Here is a 16,881-nt window from a genome sequence, read left to right as displayed (position 1 = left end):
TTCATGTTCATAAATCACCATATAGTCAAGCGGATATTCGCAATCCGCTTCGCTACTTGCTCATAACCAAATAACTGCTCCGCAGTTTATCAGGACTTGTTTGTACTCCTCCTGATATAAGCAAGTCCCCACTCATTACTTATTGCTTATTGCTTTTCGCAATCCCGCGGAGAAGGCTTCCTTGATTCGGTCATTTTCTCTCAACTATAGTATTTCTGGAATTACTATAATATCATGTTCGTGTCTGCAGCCATAAAAATCATCTTTCTGTATTAGACATTTTTCGCATTTATGTCCATTAATATACATTCAGTAAATATTTAATGGTTGTATCTATGTTTTGTGTTTAGTATAATACATCACGTAAAGAAAATCAACACTTTGTTTGATAATGGATTTGAGAGCTATTAATAGAATTTAGTATGTTTAATAGATTTTGAAGCCATTACTGGAATAAAGTTTGATTAAGCAACTAAGCTTTATATAAAACTAAATAAAGAAAGGGATAGGTAAAATGATCAAAGACGAATGGAAAAGCCTACTTCGTAACAAGCTCATGCTTATCGTTGTAATCGCTATCATCGTTATCCCGATCATCTATGCAGGCCTGTTTCTGAAATCCATGTGGGATCCTTACGGAAGCGTGGATAACCTGCCGGTGGCCGTGGTAAACGAAGACAAACCAGTTGAGTATAATGGCAAGACGCTAAGTATAGGTAAGGATATGGCGGATGAGCTAAAAGACAACGACTCAATGGCATTCAACATTGTAGACAGCAAAACAGCAGAGGACGGTCTGGCAAACGGAACCTACTACATGGTTATCACAATTCCGGAAGACTTCTCCGCAAATGCAGCTACTGTAATGGATGATAACCCCAAGCAGATGGAGCTGACATATCAGACCAATCCGGGAACCAACTACATCGCTTCCAAGCTCAGTGAAACAGCAATGCTGAAGCTTCGCGACAACATCGCCTCCCAGGTTACAGAAACCTATACAGAAACCGTTTTTGATTCTATCTCAGAAGCAGGTGACGGAATGCAGGAAGCTGCTGACGGATCCGGAAAACTTGAAGACGGACTGACTACAGCTGCTGATGGTAACAAAACCATTACCAAGAACCTGAAAAAACTTTCCACAAGTACTCTTACATTCGTAAGCGGTGCTGACAGTCTCACAGAGGGACTTAAGACATACACCGATGGTGTAGCTCAGGTTAACGACGGAGCCAAGAGTCTGGATGATGGAGCAAAACAGCTTGACAGTGGTGTCGCTACTCTCACCAACAAGGTACCGGAGCTTACAACCGGTGTTGACACTCTGGATAAAGGTGTGAAACAGTACACCGCAGGTGTTGATCAGTTGAATGAAAACTCCGATGCACTGAAAAGCGGTGCAAGCAGCCTGGAATCCGGTGCCAAAGCTTTAAGCGAAGGTATCAATACTCTTTCCAGTGGTGCTACAAAGTATGTCAGCGGTGCAGATACTCTGGCTGATGGAACAACCGCTTATGTAAAGGGTGCACAGGAACTGGCAGACGGCGCTAAACAGCTCTCCGCTCTGGAAAGCCTTGGAGATGTTTCTGATGGTATCGCTCAGTTAAATACCGGCGTTACAAAAGGAACTAAAGATTCTCAGTCTCTGGTATCCGGAACTGCAGCTCTGGAAGCAGGAACCAAAAAACTTAACGACACTGTTTCTGCTCTGAAGGGAAGCACTACTGAAGAATCCTTCAAACAGCTTTCCAGTGGCCTTACAAAGGCTCAGAAAGGTATGGAATCTGCTTCCGCCGGTATGACTAAGGCTCAAACTGGTATGGAATCCGCTTCCGCAGCCATGACTCAGGGTGCGTCAGCTGTTACCGGTCAGATCGTACCTGGTCTTAACAGTGCAGCAAGTGCTCTTACTGATGCAAGTACAATGCTTTCTTCCAAAGCAAAGGGTCTTGGTACTGCATTTGGTGGAATGAAAGCTCAGATCAGTGCAGTAAGCTCCGCAATGGATACATACGGACAGACAACAACTTCAACACTTAATGACGCAAACGGAAGAATTGATGCCGCACAGCAGGCTATGAACTCTGCTGTTGCAGAACTTCAGGCAATTCAGAGCGCACAGGATGAAAATGGAAAAATTTCCGCTGAAAGCCTCAGCAATGTGATCAATACTCTGTCCGGTGCTGCCGGAAGCGCTTCTCAGGTAGATACTTCCTTTGCAGCCGGATATTCTGATCAGGTTTCCCAGTTGGGCGTTGTAAATGGTGAAATTGATGCAGTTCAGGGAGAACTTGGAGATGCACTTTCACAGCTGAACAGCAAAACTGAGGATATTAAGAGCAGTGTACAGACTCTGACAGGTGCTGCAGCAACTTTGAACCAGCTTGCAGACGGACTGACAAGTGGTGCTACAGAAATGAGCAATGGTGCAGCAGAAATGGGCAGCGGTGCTACAGAAATGGGCACAGCCGCTACTACAATGGGCGCAGTTGCAGGTCAGCTTCCTACAGATATGATCTCTCAGCTTTCCGCTGTTACACAGCAGCTGTACGCGGGTGCAACAGCTGTAAATACCGGAACAAAAACTGTTTCCGCCGGACTTCAGAAACTGGAGACTGGTACCGCAGCTTTCCCGAAAGCAGCCGCCGGAATCAAAGCTCTGAACGATGGATTTGATAAATTAACCGCAAACAACAAGAAACTTACTGATGGCGCAACAAGTCTGAAAAAAGCAGGAAAACAGATCACAAGCGCACTTCCGCAGGTGAAATCCGGTGCAGGTCAGCTTGCCGATGGTTCTGAAACACTGACTACAGGAATTAAGACATACACAGATGGCGTCGCTAAACTGGCCGCTAACAGTTCTGCTCTTACAAGCGGTACCAGTCAGCTTTCCACTGGAGCTAAAACTCTTTCCAGCGGTGCTACTACTCTTGCAAACGGAACTAAGACATTAGCAAACGGTACCTCAACTCTTCTCAGTGGTACCAAGAAACTTGTAAGTAACAACAGCACTCTGAACAATGGTGCGAAACAGCTTGCAGATGGTGCTGCTCAGATCCAGAGTGGTTCCTCTCAGCTGTATGATGGTTCCAAGAAACTTGGAAGTGGTATGAAAGAACTGAAAGATGGTTCCAAGACATTAACCACAAGCCTCAGTGATGGAGCTAAAACAGTTAAAGATAACTCAGCAAGTGATGAAACAATTAAAATGTTCGCAACACCTGTTGTGAGCGATGAAACAAAACTTACCGATGTTCCGAATAACGGACACGCAATGGCACCTTATATGATGTCTGTAGGCCTCTGGGTTGGTGCACTGGCATTCTGCCTGATGTATCCTCTGGCTCAGTATAAAGGCAAACTGAAATCCGGTTTTGCATGGTGGGCAAGCAAAGCTTCCGTACTTTATCCGGTAGCAATGCTTCAGGCAATCTGTCTGATCCTTCTGTTACATGCATTTAACGGATTCACCCCTGCTGAGATGGGCAAGACAGTTCTCTTCGCCTGCCTCGCAGCAATGACCTTTACATCCATGATGTACTTCTTCAACATTACACTTGGTAAAGTAGGAAGTTTCCTGATGCTGGTATTCATGGTCGTTCAGCTTGCAGGATCTGCCGGTACTTATCCGGTCGAGATTTCTCCTGCATTTGTTGCAAAGATTCACGCATACCTGCCATTCACCTACACAGTTGATGCATTCCGTGCAACGATCAGTGGTGGCAGAAGCATTACTACTTCTGTAATTGTACTGGCTGTACTGTTTGTGATCTTCACGATCCTGACAATCCTTCAGTTCAATCACATGGCCAAGAGAAAGAAAGAAGAAAAAATCGTTCTCTTCGACTGGCTGGAAGAAAGAGGTCTTGCTTAACTAATATGTAACTGACAGAAGCTCCCCCGAACCTTCTGTTGGATATAAAAAAAATAAAACCTGTACGGTGGACTGAAAAACCACTGTACAGGTTTTTTTATTATAGAAAGCCCCGGAACTCCTGATCCATGGAATTCCGGGGCTTAGTTTTATTTTTTACTTTTCCGCCTCAGCAGTTGGTGTTGCTGTGGCTTCTGTTTTTGATTCACCGTTTATCAGTGTCTCATATGCATTAAACATTTCTTTTACCGTCATTTTGTTTACGAGGAATACTTTGTTTCCAACGACAGCTGCGTAATAGTTTGTGTCATATGTGTAGAAGGTAACGGTTGTCTGGTTCTTATCAGAGTCTGTGAATACAGCAGTCATCTCCGGGTCTGTAGCCGGTGTATAAGCGTCCGTCAGTCTCTTCTGGCCTGCCATATTTATCAGCTTGTTATAGAAAGTGGTAAAGGTTGTACTTTCTATCTCCTTACCATCCAGCTGATAAGTCGTTGTCTCTTTGTCATTGCCGTCATCATCTTTGGATGTTTCACGTGAAACATTTACAGTATTTGTTGCGCCGCCGTAAGTAACCTGAAGCTGATCCAGATTTTTTACAGACAGATAATTGACGATCAGTGACCAGAGATCTGATGGTGCTTTGTCAATAACTGCGCTCAGAGTATCCGCGGACATTGTATAAATATGTTTGTTATCCACAGTTACATATCGACTGCCATCACTTGCTTCATCGCCAACGTAGATAACAAGTTGTTTATCTACTGTTGTTGTCTTGGTATCCTCTGAAGAACTGCTGTCATCAGAAGCATCCGTGCTGTCAGAACTATCTGTCGAACTGTTTTCTGCTGAAGCTTTATCATCAGTACTGTCGACACTCTCAGAATCACTCTCAGAGGCTGTAGAATCCTTTTCTGAAGAATCTGTACTGTCTGAGCTGTCATCCTTCACCTCTTCCTGATAATCCACTGTAATCGTCGCATACGGCTTATCAAGGCCATACTGTGAAAGATCCTCTGCATTATAATTTACAAACTGATCATATGCAAAATTTCCAAGTCCGGAGGTTACATTTCCTGCTGCTGTAGTATCCGCAGTTTCTTTATCACTGCTTCCATCGCTGGAAACATCCCAGGTAGCTCCATCAGAATTTTCTTCCAGAACATAGGAATCTTTATCCTCGCTTACCTGGACTTTCTTTACTGTGGAAGAATCAATTGTCGGGAAATCTTCTCCCTGTGCATAATCGTAAAGAGATTTCATAAACGGAGTGACCGTATCTGCCGCTACTACATACACAGTACTGTCATCATCATCTTTGGAAATGTAATACTGATTCGTGGAAGTATTCTCATCTCCGATATTAAACTTGGTTGTGCCATCACTGGTATCAACGGTCACCGTATTGGACGGGGAATCCAGTCCATATTCGGTAAGATCGTCTACTTTTTTCAGAACCCTGTCAGCTTCCACCTTTTCGATGGCGGAAGCTGCAGAATCCAGAGTTGTCTGATTTACAGGGAAAGCAGTCTCATCTTTTTTCACCCAGGAATCATCTTTTTTCTCAAAGGTAGTTTCCTTCTTGTCCACGATAAATTCCAGAGATTTGATATCATCCGTTTTCACGGAAAACACTTCTGTTTTGCTTTCCTCCTCACTGCTGCTCTCTGTCTTTTCCTCTTTGGATACGTAGGTATTCAGTCCCACATACGTACCACCTAGAACTGCCAGAACAACAACAGCTGAAACAAGTTTTGTTGATTTTTTCATTATGCTTTTCTCCTCTTAAGCCAGATTAAAAATCCTGCAACAAGGAACACTCCCGGGATCAGACCAATAGTACAGATCTTCCAGAAGGCTGCATCATAATCCGTTACGGTCAGGCTTGTAGACTCAAGGCTCTTGGATGGGATGGAAACGGAATTGCCGTCATCTGTGCTGGTCATCCAGTTTAAGGACTCCAGAAGAAGTTTTTCATTTCCGCCGGATACCATCTGGTTTACCTGACTCTCCATCAGATTTGCTGTGGAGTAGTAAACGATCTGTGTTTCCTTGTCATCATCCAGTTTCTCAGTAATGGCAACACCAAGATCAAACGGGCCGTCTACATCTCCGTCTTCTTTCTCGATATTGCTGCTCTGCATGTTTGTCTTAGAGTAAGCCTGGTTAGAAGTTGTCAGGATACTGTCAATCGTTACGGTATCTCTTACATCATCTGTTTTCTGAATACCCTGTGCATATGGAGCCAGTACATAAGAGCCTGCGGAAGCGGTCTCAGAGCTTGCATCTGTGCTGTTAACAGTCGGTACCAGATAATACGGCATCTGCATTCCATAATGCTGGCTGTCGCCCTCAAATACGATTCCTGCTGCACGTTTTACGCCATAATTTTCAAGGACAGCATCGAAGTTCGGCAGATCATCCTGTGTATAATCAGAGAAGATCATGGCCTTTCCGCCTGCCTCCAGATAATCCAGGATCTCTGTTTTTTCTTCCTCGGAAATATCGCTCGTCGGAGATACGATCATCAGGCAGTCAGCATCGTCCGGAACTTTTCCTTCTGTGAGAAGGTTCAGATCCTTGATATCAATGTTGGCTTTCTGGATATCCTCTTTAAAGCTGGAATCCAGATCTTTTTCGCCATGTCCGGATAACGTGTACATGATCGGAAGGTTCTCGGATGTCACATATCCGATAGCACTTGTGATCTGTCCCTCACCGTCAAATCCGGTCGTGGTCTGCTGCCAGGTATTGTAGTCTACAGAAGTAGAATACATATCGTTGTAATTGATAACTTTGTTTCTGTCTCCGCAAACTACGATCAGGCTGTTTGATGCAAGATCATCGCTTGTATATTCAGAAGCAAATTTCGGATTTACAACCGGATCTTTTACTTCAACTTTAATATGTTTGGACTCATCTTTATAGCGTGACAGCAGGTTGGAAATCGTATCATCCTCAGAGCCGCTTGGTGCGATCTGGTAAATGGTCACATCTTTATCCAGTGCTTTCAGCACTTTCTTTGTCTCATCACCGATGGTATAAAGCTTGGATGAACTTACATCCAGCTGTGAATATTTAGACGGGATTGCACCTACGATCATATTGATCACAACTACGATCACGATAAAGATCGCTGCCATAGCCATGCTGTAAGTACCATTTTTAATATGCTTTTTACTGATAGTGCCTACCAGTTTTTTCGGATCTGGTTTATGTTTCTTTTTCCCGAAATCCTGCGCAGTTTCTGTCTCTACTGCCTCACTTTTATTTTTCTTGAATTTCTCACTGAATTTCATTTCCATTCACCCCCTAGTTCCAGCGTCTCTTCTGAATGGACTGCATGGTGAGAAACAGACAGATTGCAACGACAGAGATAAAATATACGATTCCTGTCACGTCAAACACACCGTTTGTAAAGTTCTCATAATGTCCGCTCAGATTAAATACATTCAGTACTTTCTGGATACCACCCTGGAAAATACTTGATTTTACAACGTATACGATCACAAGGGCAACTTCTCCTACAACTCCGATCACTACAGAGATCAGAACATTTTTGATCATGGTATAAATGATAATTGCGATCGCCACGATCAGAAGTCCGAATGCCACTGCCGTTGACATGGAAGTCTGTGAGAAAAATGAGGAAATTCCATTCATCATATAGAAAGCAAACAGAAATACAAAAGTAAGTACTGCTGCAATTACCTGGCTTTCCGTAAGTGCTGACATAAATACACCAATTGCCAGATTCGCACATCCAAGAAGGAAAAATCCCAGGATTCCTGTATATGCGGAAGCATAGGAAATGGTTCCAAATTTACTCATGATCAGTGGATAAAAGCACATGATCACAACCGGAATGGCAAATACGGCTACCAGTGCAAGGTATTTTCCAAATACGATATCCCACACAGATATCGGCGCTGTCAGAAGCAGCTGATCTGTTTTTTGTTTACGTTCTTCTGCAAGTACACGCATGGAAAGGATCGGCACACCGATCAGGAACACGAAGGTCAGTGCGCTTAATGTAGATTCAAATTTTGAATAACCTGCTGAGAGCTGATATGCGGAAAAATAAATTCCAGTCAGCACCAGGACAAAAAATATGAAGAGATATCCAACCATGGAGGTCAGATAGCTTTTCAGTTCTCTTTTAAAAATTGCTGTCATGACTGATCCCCCTCTTTTTTATCTGAAGCTTTCTCCGTTTTCTCAGATTTTTCTGTTTCCGAAGATTTATCTTCTACCGGTTTCCACTGTGATCTTTCCTGTTTCCCGGTGGATTTCTTTTTTTCTCCTTCGGTAAGCTCAAGGAATACATCCTCAAGAGAAACTCTCTTAACCTGCATCTCGTAGATCGGGCAGTTTGCTTTTGCCATAGCATAGAAAACTTTTTCGCGGATATCCACATTTTCCTGAATGGAAACTTTTGTTTTCCACAGTTCTTCGTCGCTGTCGTAGGACATTTCCACACCGGTAACGCCTTCGATCGTTTCCAGATCTTTTCGGATGGTATCTTTCTCACCTTTTACTTTCATAAGGAGACTGTTGGAACCTGCTGCCAGACGTTCCAGATTGTCCGGCGTATCACTGGCTACCAGTTTTCCGTGTGAAATGATCAGAACGTAATCACATACTGCTCTCACCTCGGAAAGGATATGAGAACTTAAGATAACCGTATGTTTCTGTTTCAGGCTTTTGATCAGGTCACGGATCTCGATGATCTGCTTCGGGTCAAGTCCTACTGTAGGCTCATCCAGGATGATCACTTCCGGATATCCAAGGATCGCCTGTGCAAGGCCAACTCTCTGGCGGTAACCTTTGGAAAGGTTTTTGATCAGACGGTCTTTCATGTCTGTGATCTTTACCATATCCATGACTTCTTTTATCTGTTTGTCTTTCTGGTTTCTTGGGATTTTTTTCAGATCAGCCGCAAATTTCATGTACTCAAGAACAGTCATGTCAAAATAGAGTGGCGGCATTTCCGGCAGATAGCCGATACATTTCTTGGCTGCCTCCGGTTCTTCCAGAATGTCATGACCATCGATCATTACTTTTCCCTCTGTGGAAGCAATGTATCCTGTGATCATGTTCATTGTTGTTGATTTTCCTGCACCGTTGGGGCCCAGGAATCCGTAAATTTTCCCCTTTTCGATCTGAAAGGAAAGATGGTCAACGGCTGTATGATCGCCGTATTTTTTGACCAGATTACTTACTTCGATCACTTTACTCTCCTCCTTTTATTCTCCGGGAAATACTTTTTCAATTCTTGATTTCCCATCTTATAAGATGCCAGAGGCAAAAGGTCGTAAAACAGAGGCCCTTTGACTCTGGCGTCTTTTCAATAGAAAATGCCCCTGGATGAAACAGAGAATGGGGGAATCCAGGGGCATCTCTATCATTTTATAGTGTAAAAGTAATTTGTGATAAAAGTAGGATAAATTTGTGATAATTTTGTGAAACAAATCAGCGAAAAATCTCCTGTCACACAAATTCTTCTTTTGTTCGACAGGAGATTACATTTTCTGAGCAGCAAGATTCTGTTATGCCAGTGGTTCTCTGAGCGGCGTTCCTGCTTTTCTCGGGTATTTTCCAGGTGTGTTTTTTACTTTTTCGATGATGACCAGGGAACGGCTGATCTCGGATCCCGGAAGATCGAAGTACTGAATGTCTCGGATCTTTCCACCGAGGATTTTTACTGCTTTTTCCGCCGCTTCGGCTTCTTCCTTTACTGAGCCGGATTTATAGGAGACAAAAAGTCCTCCGACTTTTACGTATGGGAGACAGTATTCGGACAGGGTTGCAAGACCGGATACTGCTCTGGATACACAGAGGTCATATTTTTCTCTGTAGGCTTTGTTTTTTGCATATTCTTCGGCTCTTCCGTGGATGGCTGAGATGTTCTCAAGTCCAAGGAGTGCAAAGGTTTCTTCCAGGAATTTCACTCTTTTGTTCAGGGAATCCAGAAGGCAGGCTTCCAATTCCGGGAAAGCGATCTTCAGGGGAACCCCCGGAAATCCGGCACCGGTTCCGATGTCCATGACCGTTTTTACCTTGCTCATATCTACGGCTTTGACACAGCAAAGGCTGTCCAGGAAATGTTTCACGAGAACCTCATCGAATTCTGTAATTCCGGTAAGGTTCATAACTTTATTTTTTTCTACAAGGAATTCGTAGAACTGGATAAACTGATTTTTCTGCGTGTCATTAAGAGTAATTCCAAGTTCTTCGCAGCCTTTTTCCAGGATTTCTAAATTGTACATGCAGTTTCCTCTCTTATTCTTTGTTTTTTATGTTTTCATTATTCAGAATGTTATCAATGTTTATGTCCGGCTTTGCTTTCCAGGTATACAAGAAGTACAGAGATATCTGCCGGGGATACGCCGGAGATTCGGGATGCCTGGCCGATGGATACCGGTCTGTAAGCCTCCAGTTTCTGACGTGCTTCAATGCGGAGGCTTCCTACATCTTCATAATCAATGTCTTCCGGAATTTTTTTCTGCTCCAGTTTTTTGAACTGCTCCACCTGTTTCATCTGGCGGCGGATATAGCCATCATATTTGATGTTGATCTCTACCTGCTCACATACATCTTCTGGAAGTTCCGGTCTTTCTTTATCAATCGGTGCAAGCACTTTATAGTTAAGTTCCGGTCTGCGGATCAGCTCTGCAATGGTGGTTCCTGATTTCAGCAATGTACTTCCCTGAGATTCCAGAAGGCTCTGTACTTCTGCAGAACCGCCTACAGTCGTATGTTCTACTCTCTCGATCTCTTCATGGATCATTCGTTCTTTTTCCTGCAGTTTATGGTATGTCTCATCATCGATCAGGCCAACCTCCCAGCCTTTTTTGCGGAGACGGAGGTCTGCATTGTCCTGACGGAGCAGCAGGCGGTATTCGGCGCGGCTTGTCATCATTCGGTACGGCTCATGGTTTTCTTTTGTTACCAGATCATCGATGAGAACGCCGATATATGCCTCGGAGCGATCCAGGATCAGCTGTTCTTTTCCTTTTACTTCCATGGCTGCGTTGATTCCTGCGATCAGACCCTGAGCGGCTGCTTCCTCGTATCCTGAGCTTCCGTTAAACTGTCCGCCGCTGAAAAGGCCCTTGATCTTTTTGAATTCCAGTGTCGGGTAGAGCTGGCGTGGATTGATGCAGTCATACTCAATGGCGTAGGCATTTTTCACGATCTTGGCGTGCTCCAGGCCTGGTACGGAATGGTACATTTCGTACTGGACATCTTCCGGAAGAGAGCTGGACATTCCTCCGATGTACATTTCATTTGTGTAAAGGCCTTCTGGCTCAATGAATACCTGATGGCGTTTTTTGTCTGCAAAACGGACGACTTTATCTTCGATGGACGGGCAATAACGCGGACCGGTTCCTTCGATCATTCCGGAATAAAGAGGGGATCTGTCCAGGTTTGCGCGGATGATCTCGTGTGTTTTTTCGTTTGTGTAGGTCAGCCAGCAGGATTTCTGCTCGATCTGTACGGATTCCGGGTCTGTGGAGAAGGAGAACGGTACGACTCTTTTGTCTCCGAACTGCTCTTCCATTTTGGAATAATCGATGGTGTTTCCGGCGATCCTGGCAGGGGTTCCTGTTTTGAAGCGGAACATTTCGATTCCCAGTTTTTTCAGAGAATCCGTGAGATAGTTGGCTGCCTGAAGGCCGTTTGGTCCTGTGTAGTTGCTGACATCGCCGTAGATGCAGCGGGCCTTGAGGTAGGTTCCTGTACAGAGAACTACGGCTTTTGCGTGGTAGGTGGCTCCTGAAAAGGTTTTTACACCGGTGATGTGGTTATCTTCTACCAGAAGTTCTGTTACTTCGCCCTGGCGGATAGTTAAGTTTTCTGTGTTTTCCAGAGTTTTTCGCATCTCGGTGCTGTAAGCCTGTTTGTCGGCCTGGGCACGGAGAGAATGGACTGCAGGGCCTTTGGACTGGTTGAGCATTTTGGACTGGATGAATGTTTTGTCTATATTTTTGCCCATTTCTCCACCGAGGGCGTCCAGTTCGCGGACGAGATGGCCTTTGGAACTGCCGCCTACGTTGGGGTTGCAGGGCATCAGGGCGATGCTGTCTACGCTGACTGTGAACATGACTGTTTGCAGGCCCAGACGGGCACTTGCTAATGCGGCTTCGCAGCCTGCGTGGCCGGCGCCTACTACTATGATGTCGAAAGACTGTTCCAGATTTTTCATGCTTTTTCTCCTTTATTTCTATTTTTTATCTTTGTTTTTATTGTGTGATGTATGTTTTGCTTTCCTTGGCAGGAGGCATGGGGTTCTTGCTTTGGGAAGCTGTGGAAAACCGCAAAGGGGCCGTAAAGCCACGGCCCCTCTGCACACCCCTCGGGCTTTTTTTAAGAGTTCCTGGTTGTGGGGATGTGTGGCCTTGTTGGCTTATTTTTGTATTCTTCGGTGTTGGTTGTGTGACGCTGTGCCGATGTGAGGTTGAGTGCTTCGATTGTGGCAAGTGTGACTTTATCGACTTTTGTCTGTATTCTTCGGTGTTGAATATGGGACGCTGTGCCGATTGTTGCAGTGTAGCTGCAACGAGGCTCTCGACGTGCGGTGCACGTCTGCGGGGGTATACAAAGTTTTGTTTGCCACGTTTCGGCTCAGTGTTGAATTGCCAGTACAGAAGCATACAGGCACAGGTTAGTAACTTTCTGCCTTCCTCAATCGCCGCACTTTGTAAAAAAGGCCCAGGGGTGTGCAGAGGGGCGCGGCCTTGTGCCCCTTTGCGGTTTTCTCACATTCCAATGTGAAGTACCTCTGCGGGCTTCCGAAACCTATACCTATGCATAAGTCCCTGCGTACTCACGCAACCCTCGTGGGAACTACTTGCCCATACAAAATTTAGAGAATATCTCATTAACAAGGTCTTCCCCAAGTGATTCTCCCAGAATCCTTCCCAAACTCTCATACGCATCCGTCAGATCTATAGAATAAAAATCCTCCGGCATTCCGCTCTCTATACTGTTCTCTACCAGAGAAAGACTCTCCTTCGCTTTCAGAAGTTCCTGCCTGTGGCGCTCATTCGTGATATATACTTCATCATTGAAGTTTATCTCCCCACTGAAGAACATTTCCCGGATTTTTTCTTCCAGATCCGTAATTCCTGTTTCTTCTTTTGCAGAGATTGGAATTACCGGCTGGTTTATTCTGGACTTCAAATCTTCTATATCTATAGCAGATTTAAGATCTGTCTTGCTGTAGAGGACAATTGTCTTTTTCTCTTGCAAAATTTTTATGATTTCTTCGTCGTTTTCATCCAGCGGTACGGAGGAATCTACGACATAGAGAATCAGATCCGCATCTGCTGCCATTTCTTTGGCTTTGGATACGCCGATCTTCTCAACGATATCTTCCGTCTGGCGGATTCCGGCTGTGTCGGCGATCTTTAATGTGATCCCGTGCAGGTTGATGTACTCTTCCAGTACATCTCTGGTGGTTCCTGCGATGTCGGTTACGATGGCTCTGTCTTCTCCCAGAAGCAGATTCAGCAGAGATGATTTTCCTGCGTTTGGCTTGCCCAGGATTACTGTCCGGATGCCTTCCTGAATAATCTTTCCGTCTCCGGATGTTTTTAACAGGTTCTGTATTTTTTCTTTTTCTTCTGCTACGATCTGCTCTAATTCTTCTGAGTATCCTGTCAGATCATAGTGCTCCGGGTCGTCTAATGCCGATTCAATGTACGCTATATGGTACAGTAATTTTTCTCTGATCTGCTGTACGGTTTTTCGGACTGAACCCTTTAATTGGCCTACAGAATTCTTTAATGAGTACTCATTTTTGGACTGTATCACGTCCATAACGGCTTCTGCCTGGGAAAGATCGATCCTTCCATTGAGGAATGCACGCTTGGTAAATTCTCCCGGTTCGGCAATAATGGCTCCGTTTTTCAGCACAGTTTCCAGTACTTTTTTCATAGCCAAAACACCGCCGTGGCAGTCGATTTCTATGGTATCTTCCCCTGTATAGGTTCTTGGTGCGCGCATGGCCATGACCAGAACTTCGTCTACCATTTCTTCACTATCATAGATATATCCATAATGGATCGTGTGGCTTGGAACGTCTTTCAGAGATTTTTTCCCTCCTTTAGAACGGTATACTCTGGATGCGATCTCGAAGGCCTCCGGGCCACTGATCCTGACGATTCCGATTCCCGATGCACTCATGGCCGTGGAAATCGCCGCAATCGTTGTCTCTTCCATTTTTCACTCTCCTTTATCAGGCGGATAAAAACATCCGCATCTGCTATGTAATTCTGCATCAGATAACTGCTGCACAGTTTATCCGGTTAAACGCAAAAATGTTACTCCGGAAAAGCTTTTTACACGCAAAAAACACGTGTTATTCACGCTTTCACCTAGAATAACATCTTCTGTCAGTTTCCATATTTATAAAGCTGATCTCTGCATTCCGAATGTCCGCTGCAGAAATATCTTTTATTATTTGCTCTTCAATGATTATAAAGAATTGTTGTGGAGATTGCAATGATAATTTTTAACCAAATCAAGTAAGTCCCCTGCTTCCATTGCGAATATCCGCTTGACTTTCCGGTTTTATGAAAAAAAGCCGCATCCACGAAGCTTAACGCTCCGGGATACGGCTTATATTCTTACCACTGAATCAGTAATTATTACGTTTCAGTTTTACCACTACATGTCTGTAAGGTTCTTCTCCCTCACTGACTGTCTCTACATAGCGGTTGCCCTGCAGAGATGCATGGATGATTCTTCTCTCGTATGGATTCATCGGCTCCAGAACTACCGGTTTTCTGGTTTTCTTTACCTTGAAGGCGATTCCTCTTGCAAGGTTTTCCAGAGTTTCTTTACGGCGGCGTCTGTAGTCCTCTGTATCAAGCTTTACACGAATGTAAGTAGACTCGCCTTTGTTTACTACAAGGCTTGTCAGATACTGAAGAGAATCCAGTGTCTGACCTCTTTTTCCGATCAGGATACCCATATCCTCACCTTCAAAATCTACATCCAGAGAACCGTCAGCTGTGTTGTATTTCGATGTGATCTCCACTTCTCCAAGATCCATGGATCCGAATACATCACGAAGAAATACTACTGCTCTCTCCTCAACCTCTTTGATCTTCTCCGGATCAGTCAGGATCTCTACCGGTCTGCCCTGCTTCGGTGCTTTTTCACGTGTTTCCTTTGGCTGGCGCTCCTTCGGAGCTCTCGGCTGTTTCTCACGTGCAGGTTTTGCTTTACCCTGGGAATCTCTTGCAGGTCTTTCCTTCGGTGCTGCAGCCTTCAAAGGTGCCTCTTCAGATGTTTTCTCCGCCTGTACAGACTCTGTTTTTACCGGTTTCTTCTCCTTTACAGGAGCTGCCTTCGGTGCAGATTCTTTCTTTACATTTGGAGTAAAAGGCTTGTCTAATTTCTTCTCTTCTTTAATAGCGTCCAGTTTCACGGACTCTACCAGTTCATCGATCTCCTGCATATCAGAAACTGGCTCGATTCTGCGAACTTTGATCACGGCAGGTTTGCTGCCGATTCCGAAGAATCCGGAGCTGCCTTCACTGATAACCTGAATATCAAGCTGGTCACTGGAAGTTCCAAGCTCAAGACACGCTTTTGTGATAGCTTCATTCTTTGTTTTTGCTGAAAACTGAATGTAATCCTCCATTACGAACCCCTCCGTTCCTGATTATTTCTTCTTATTTCTCTCATCAAAGTCTCTTACGAGATTTGCTTTGGCTGTGATGCTGCCTGGTTTTGCATTTCTTGCCTTCTCATAAGCAGTATCAACCTTCTGTGCTCTGTCTGAAGCACCGTTGTTTCCGCTGTTACCCTTATTGATCACAGGTTTATTGATATTCTTGGCGGACTGATGAGCCTGATTGGTGATCTTCTGCGGCGGAAGTCCTTCCTTCGCACGCTTTGCTTCGATCTTCTTCATATTCTCATTAACCAGATCATCAATGTTCATCTTATCAAGATGACGGTTGATGGCAAACTGCTGGGCACTTCGCACGACAGCACTGGCGATCCAGTAGATACCAAGACCAACCGGGAATGTGAAACAGAAGAATGCAGACATCAGAGGCATGACCATGTTCATGGTTTTCATGGAGTTTGCCATTGCGCTGGCCTGATCATTTCCGTCTGCCGGCTGTGTTGCAGCCTGTGGCATAAGCTTCAGGTTCAGCATCTGAGTTGCCCATGCAAGAACCGGGATCAGAAGTGCTACGATCGCAAGTAACAGAGAACCATGATTTTTGAAGAACTCCATGATATAGTACAGCGGCTGATCTGCGATATTCAGGCCACAGAAGCCCTGCATCTTGGAAATATTTCCGGATGCTTTTGTGATCGCATCAGAAAATCCTGAAAACTGATCCATCTGTGCCAACTCTTTCCACTGGGAAGGAGAAAGTGCATACAGAAAATCAACAATAGAGTTACTTGTAGCATTTCCGGCACTGTCCATAACGAGACGTACTCGTGTCATGGAATGGTCTGTGATAAACTGCTGCAGGATATCTGTGTATCCGTTTACAGCTAACAGGTTGTCAACTACACCAGTAAAAATGTTCTTTACACTTCCAACGTAAGCAGGAATCCGGTAGATAACCTGATACAGAGCAAACAGAATAGGCATCTGAATGGCTAACTGTACACAGCTACCGGTTGGAGAAACACCATATTTCTGATAAACAGCCTGGGTTTCTTCGTTCATTTTCATCATGGAGTCCTGATCCTTTTTACCCTGATATTTCTTCTGGATCTTCTGGATCTCGGGCTGCATGATCGCACTTAACTTGGAGAATTTCTGCTGCTTGATCTGCAGCGGTGTCATAAAGGCAAAGATAAGAATACTGAAGATAATGATACAAAGACCAATGTTCTGGATTCCGAACAGGCCGTCAAGCATCTTATATATGCCATCCATGATCCATCCCATCACAGACGCGATCTGTCCGATAATAGGAGTTCCGGTTTTTGTTGCTAAAAACAGTTCCAAATTCATTTCC

Annotated in this window: 10 protein-coding genes; 1 reads left to right on the top strand and 9 read right to left on the bottom strand. The window is 44.5% G+C overall.

Annotated elements, in window-relative coordinates:
- Positions 1–514 precede the first annotated feature (514 nt).
- A complete protein-coding gene (locus tag GPK81_RS06465; protein WP_215706739.1) occupies positions 515–3,877 on the top strand; it encodes a YhgE/Pip domain-containing protein in 3,363 nt (1,120 codons plus the stop codon).
- A gap of 156 nt (positions 3,878–4,033) precedes the next feature.
- On the opposite strand, the gene GPK81_RS06460 is transcribed toward GPK81_RS06465, so the two are convergent.
- From GPK81_RS06460 to yidC, 9 genes are all read right to left on the bottom strand, one after another.
- A complete protein-coding gene (locus tag GPK81_RS06460; protein ID WP_215706738.1) occupies positions 4,034–5,647 on the bottom strand; it encodes a DUF4340 domain-containing protein in 1,614 nt (537 codons plus the stop codon).
- Positions 5,647–7,176, bottom strand: a complete 1,530-nt coding sequence (locus GPK81_RS06455; protein ID WP_215706737.1) for a GldG family protein — start codon at positions 7,174–7,176, stop codon at positions 5,647–5,649. Before GPK81_RS06455 ends, GPK81_RS06460 begins: the two co-directional genes overlap by 1 nt.
- 13 nt (positions 7,177–7,189) lie before the next feature.
- Positions 7,190–8,053 (bottom strand): ABC transporter permease subunit, encoded by an 864-nt coding sequence (locus tag GPK81_RS06450; RefSeq protein WP_215706736.1) that lies wholly within the window; start codon positions 8,051–8,053, stop codon positions 7,190–7,192.
- A complete protein-coding gene (locus tag GPK81_RS06445; protein WP_118063689.1) occupies positions 8,050–9,108 on the bottom strand; it encodes an ABC transporter ATP-binding protein in 1,059 nt (352 codons plus the stop codon). The genes GPK81_RS06450 and GPK81_RS06445 overlap by 4 nt, the downstream gene beginning before the upstream one ends.
- 318 nt (positions 9,109–9,426) lie before the next feature.
- Complete coding sequence (gene rsmG / locus GPK81_RS06440) at positions 9,427–10,146, bottom strand: 16S rRNA (guanine(527)-N(7))-methyltransferase RsmG (protein ID WP_021976018.1); 720 nt, start codon at positions 10,144–10,146, stop codon at positions 9,427–9,429.
- A gap of 53 nt (positions 10,147–10,199) precedes the next feature.
- Positions 10,200–12,086 carry a tRNA uridine-5-carboxymethylaminomethyl(34) synthesis enzyme MnmG gene (gene mnmG, locus GPK81_RS06435; RefSeq protein ID WP_118063685.1) on the bottom strand — a complete coding sequence of 629 codons (1,887 nt, stop codon included), beginning with the start codon at positions 12,084–12,086 and terminating at the stop codon, positions 10,200–10,202.
- Between the two features lie 641 nt (positions 12,087–12,727).
- Positions 12,728–14,104, bottom strand: coding sequence for a tRNA uridine-5-carboxymethylaminomethyl(34) synthesis GTPase MnmE (gene mnmE / locus GPK81_RS06430; protein ID WP_021975972.1), 1,377 nt, complete (start codon positions 14,102–14,104; stop codon positions 12,728–12,730).
- Positions 14,105–14,522: 418 nt separating this feature from the next.
- Complete coding sequence (gene jag, locus GPK81_RS06425; protein ID WP_021975973.1) at positions 14,523–15,533, bottom strand: RNA-binding cell elongation regulator Jag/EloR; 1,011 nt, start codon at positions 15,531–15,533, stop codon at positions 14,523–14,525.
- A gap of 21 nt (positions 15,534–15,554) precedes the next feature.
- Positions 15,555–16,871, bottom strand: coding sequence for a membrane protein insertase YidC (gene yidC, locus GPK81_RS06420; protein WP_021975974.1), 1,317 nt, complete (start codon positions 16,869–16,871; stop codon positions 15,555–15,557).
- Positions 16,872–16,881: the final 10 nt, after the last annotated feature.

The sequence above is a fragment of the Blautia sp. MCC283 genome (genome assembly GCF_018785565.1).
Classification (GTDB): domain Bacteria; phylum Bacillota; class Clostridia; order Lachnospirales; family Lachnospiraceae; genus Blautia_A.
Note: the sequence above shows the minus strand (reverse complement) of the source record. Positions and strands in the feature narration are given on the sequence as shown.

What these genes read in the sequence shown, in the direction of transcription:
- GPK81_RS06465 (WP_215706739.1), top strand. Translation starts at nt 515, where the DNA reads ATGATCAAAGACGAATGGAAAAGCCTACTTCGTAACAAGCTCATGCTT.
- GPK81_RS06460 (WP_215706738.1), bottom strand. Translation starts at nt 5,647, where the DNA reads ATGAAAAAATCAACAAAACTTGTTTCAGCTGTTGTTGTTCTGGCAGTT.
- GPK81_RS06455 (WP_215706737.1), bottom strand. Translation starts at nt 7,176, where the DNA reads ATGAAATTCAGTGAGAAATTCAAGAAAAATAAAAGTGAGGCAGTAGAG.
- GPK81_RS06450 (WP_215706736.1), bottom strand. Translation starts at nt 8,053, where the DNA reads ATGACAGCAATTTTTAAAAGAGAACTGAAAAGCTATCTGACCTCCATG.
- rsmG (WP_021976018.1), bottom strand. Translation starts at nt 10,146, where the DNA reads ATGTACAATTTAGAAATCCTGGAAAAAGGCTGCGAAGAACTTGGAATT.
- mnmG (WP_118063685.1), bottom strand. Translation starts at nt 12,086, where the DNA reads ATGAAAAATCTGGAACAGTCTTTCGACATCATAGTAGTAGGCGCCGGC.
- mnmE (WP_021975972.1), bottom strand. Translation starts at nt 14,104, where the DNA reads ATGGAAGAGACAACGATTGCGGCGATTTCCACGGCCATGAGTGCATCG.
- jag (WP_021975973.1), bottom strand. Translation starts at nt 15,533, where the DNA reads ATGGAGGATTACATTCAGTTTTCAGCAAAAACAAAGAATGAAGCTATC.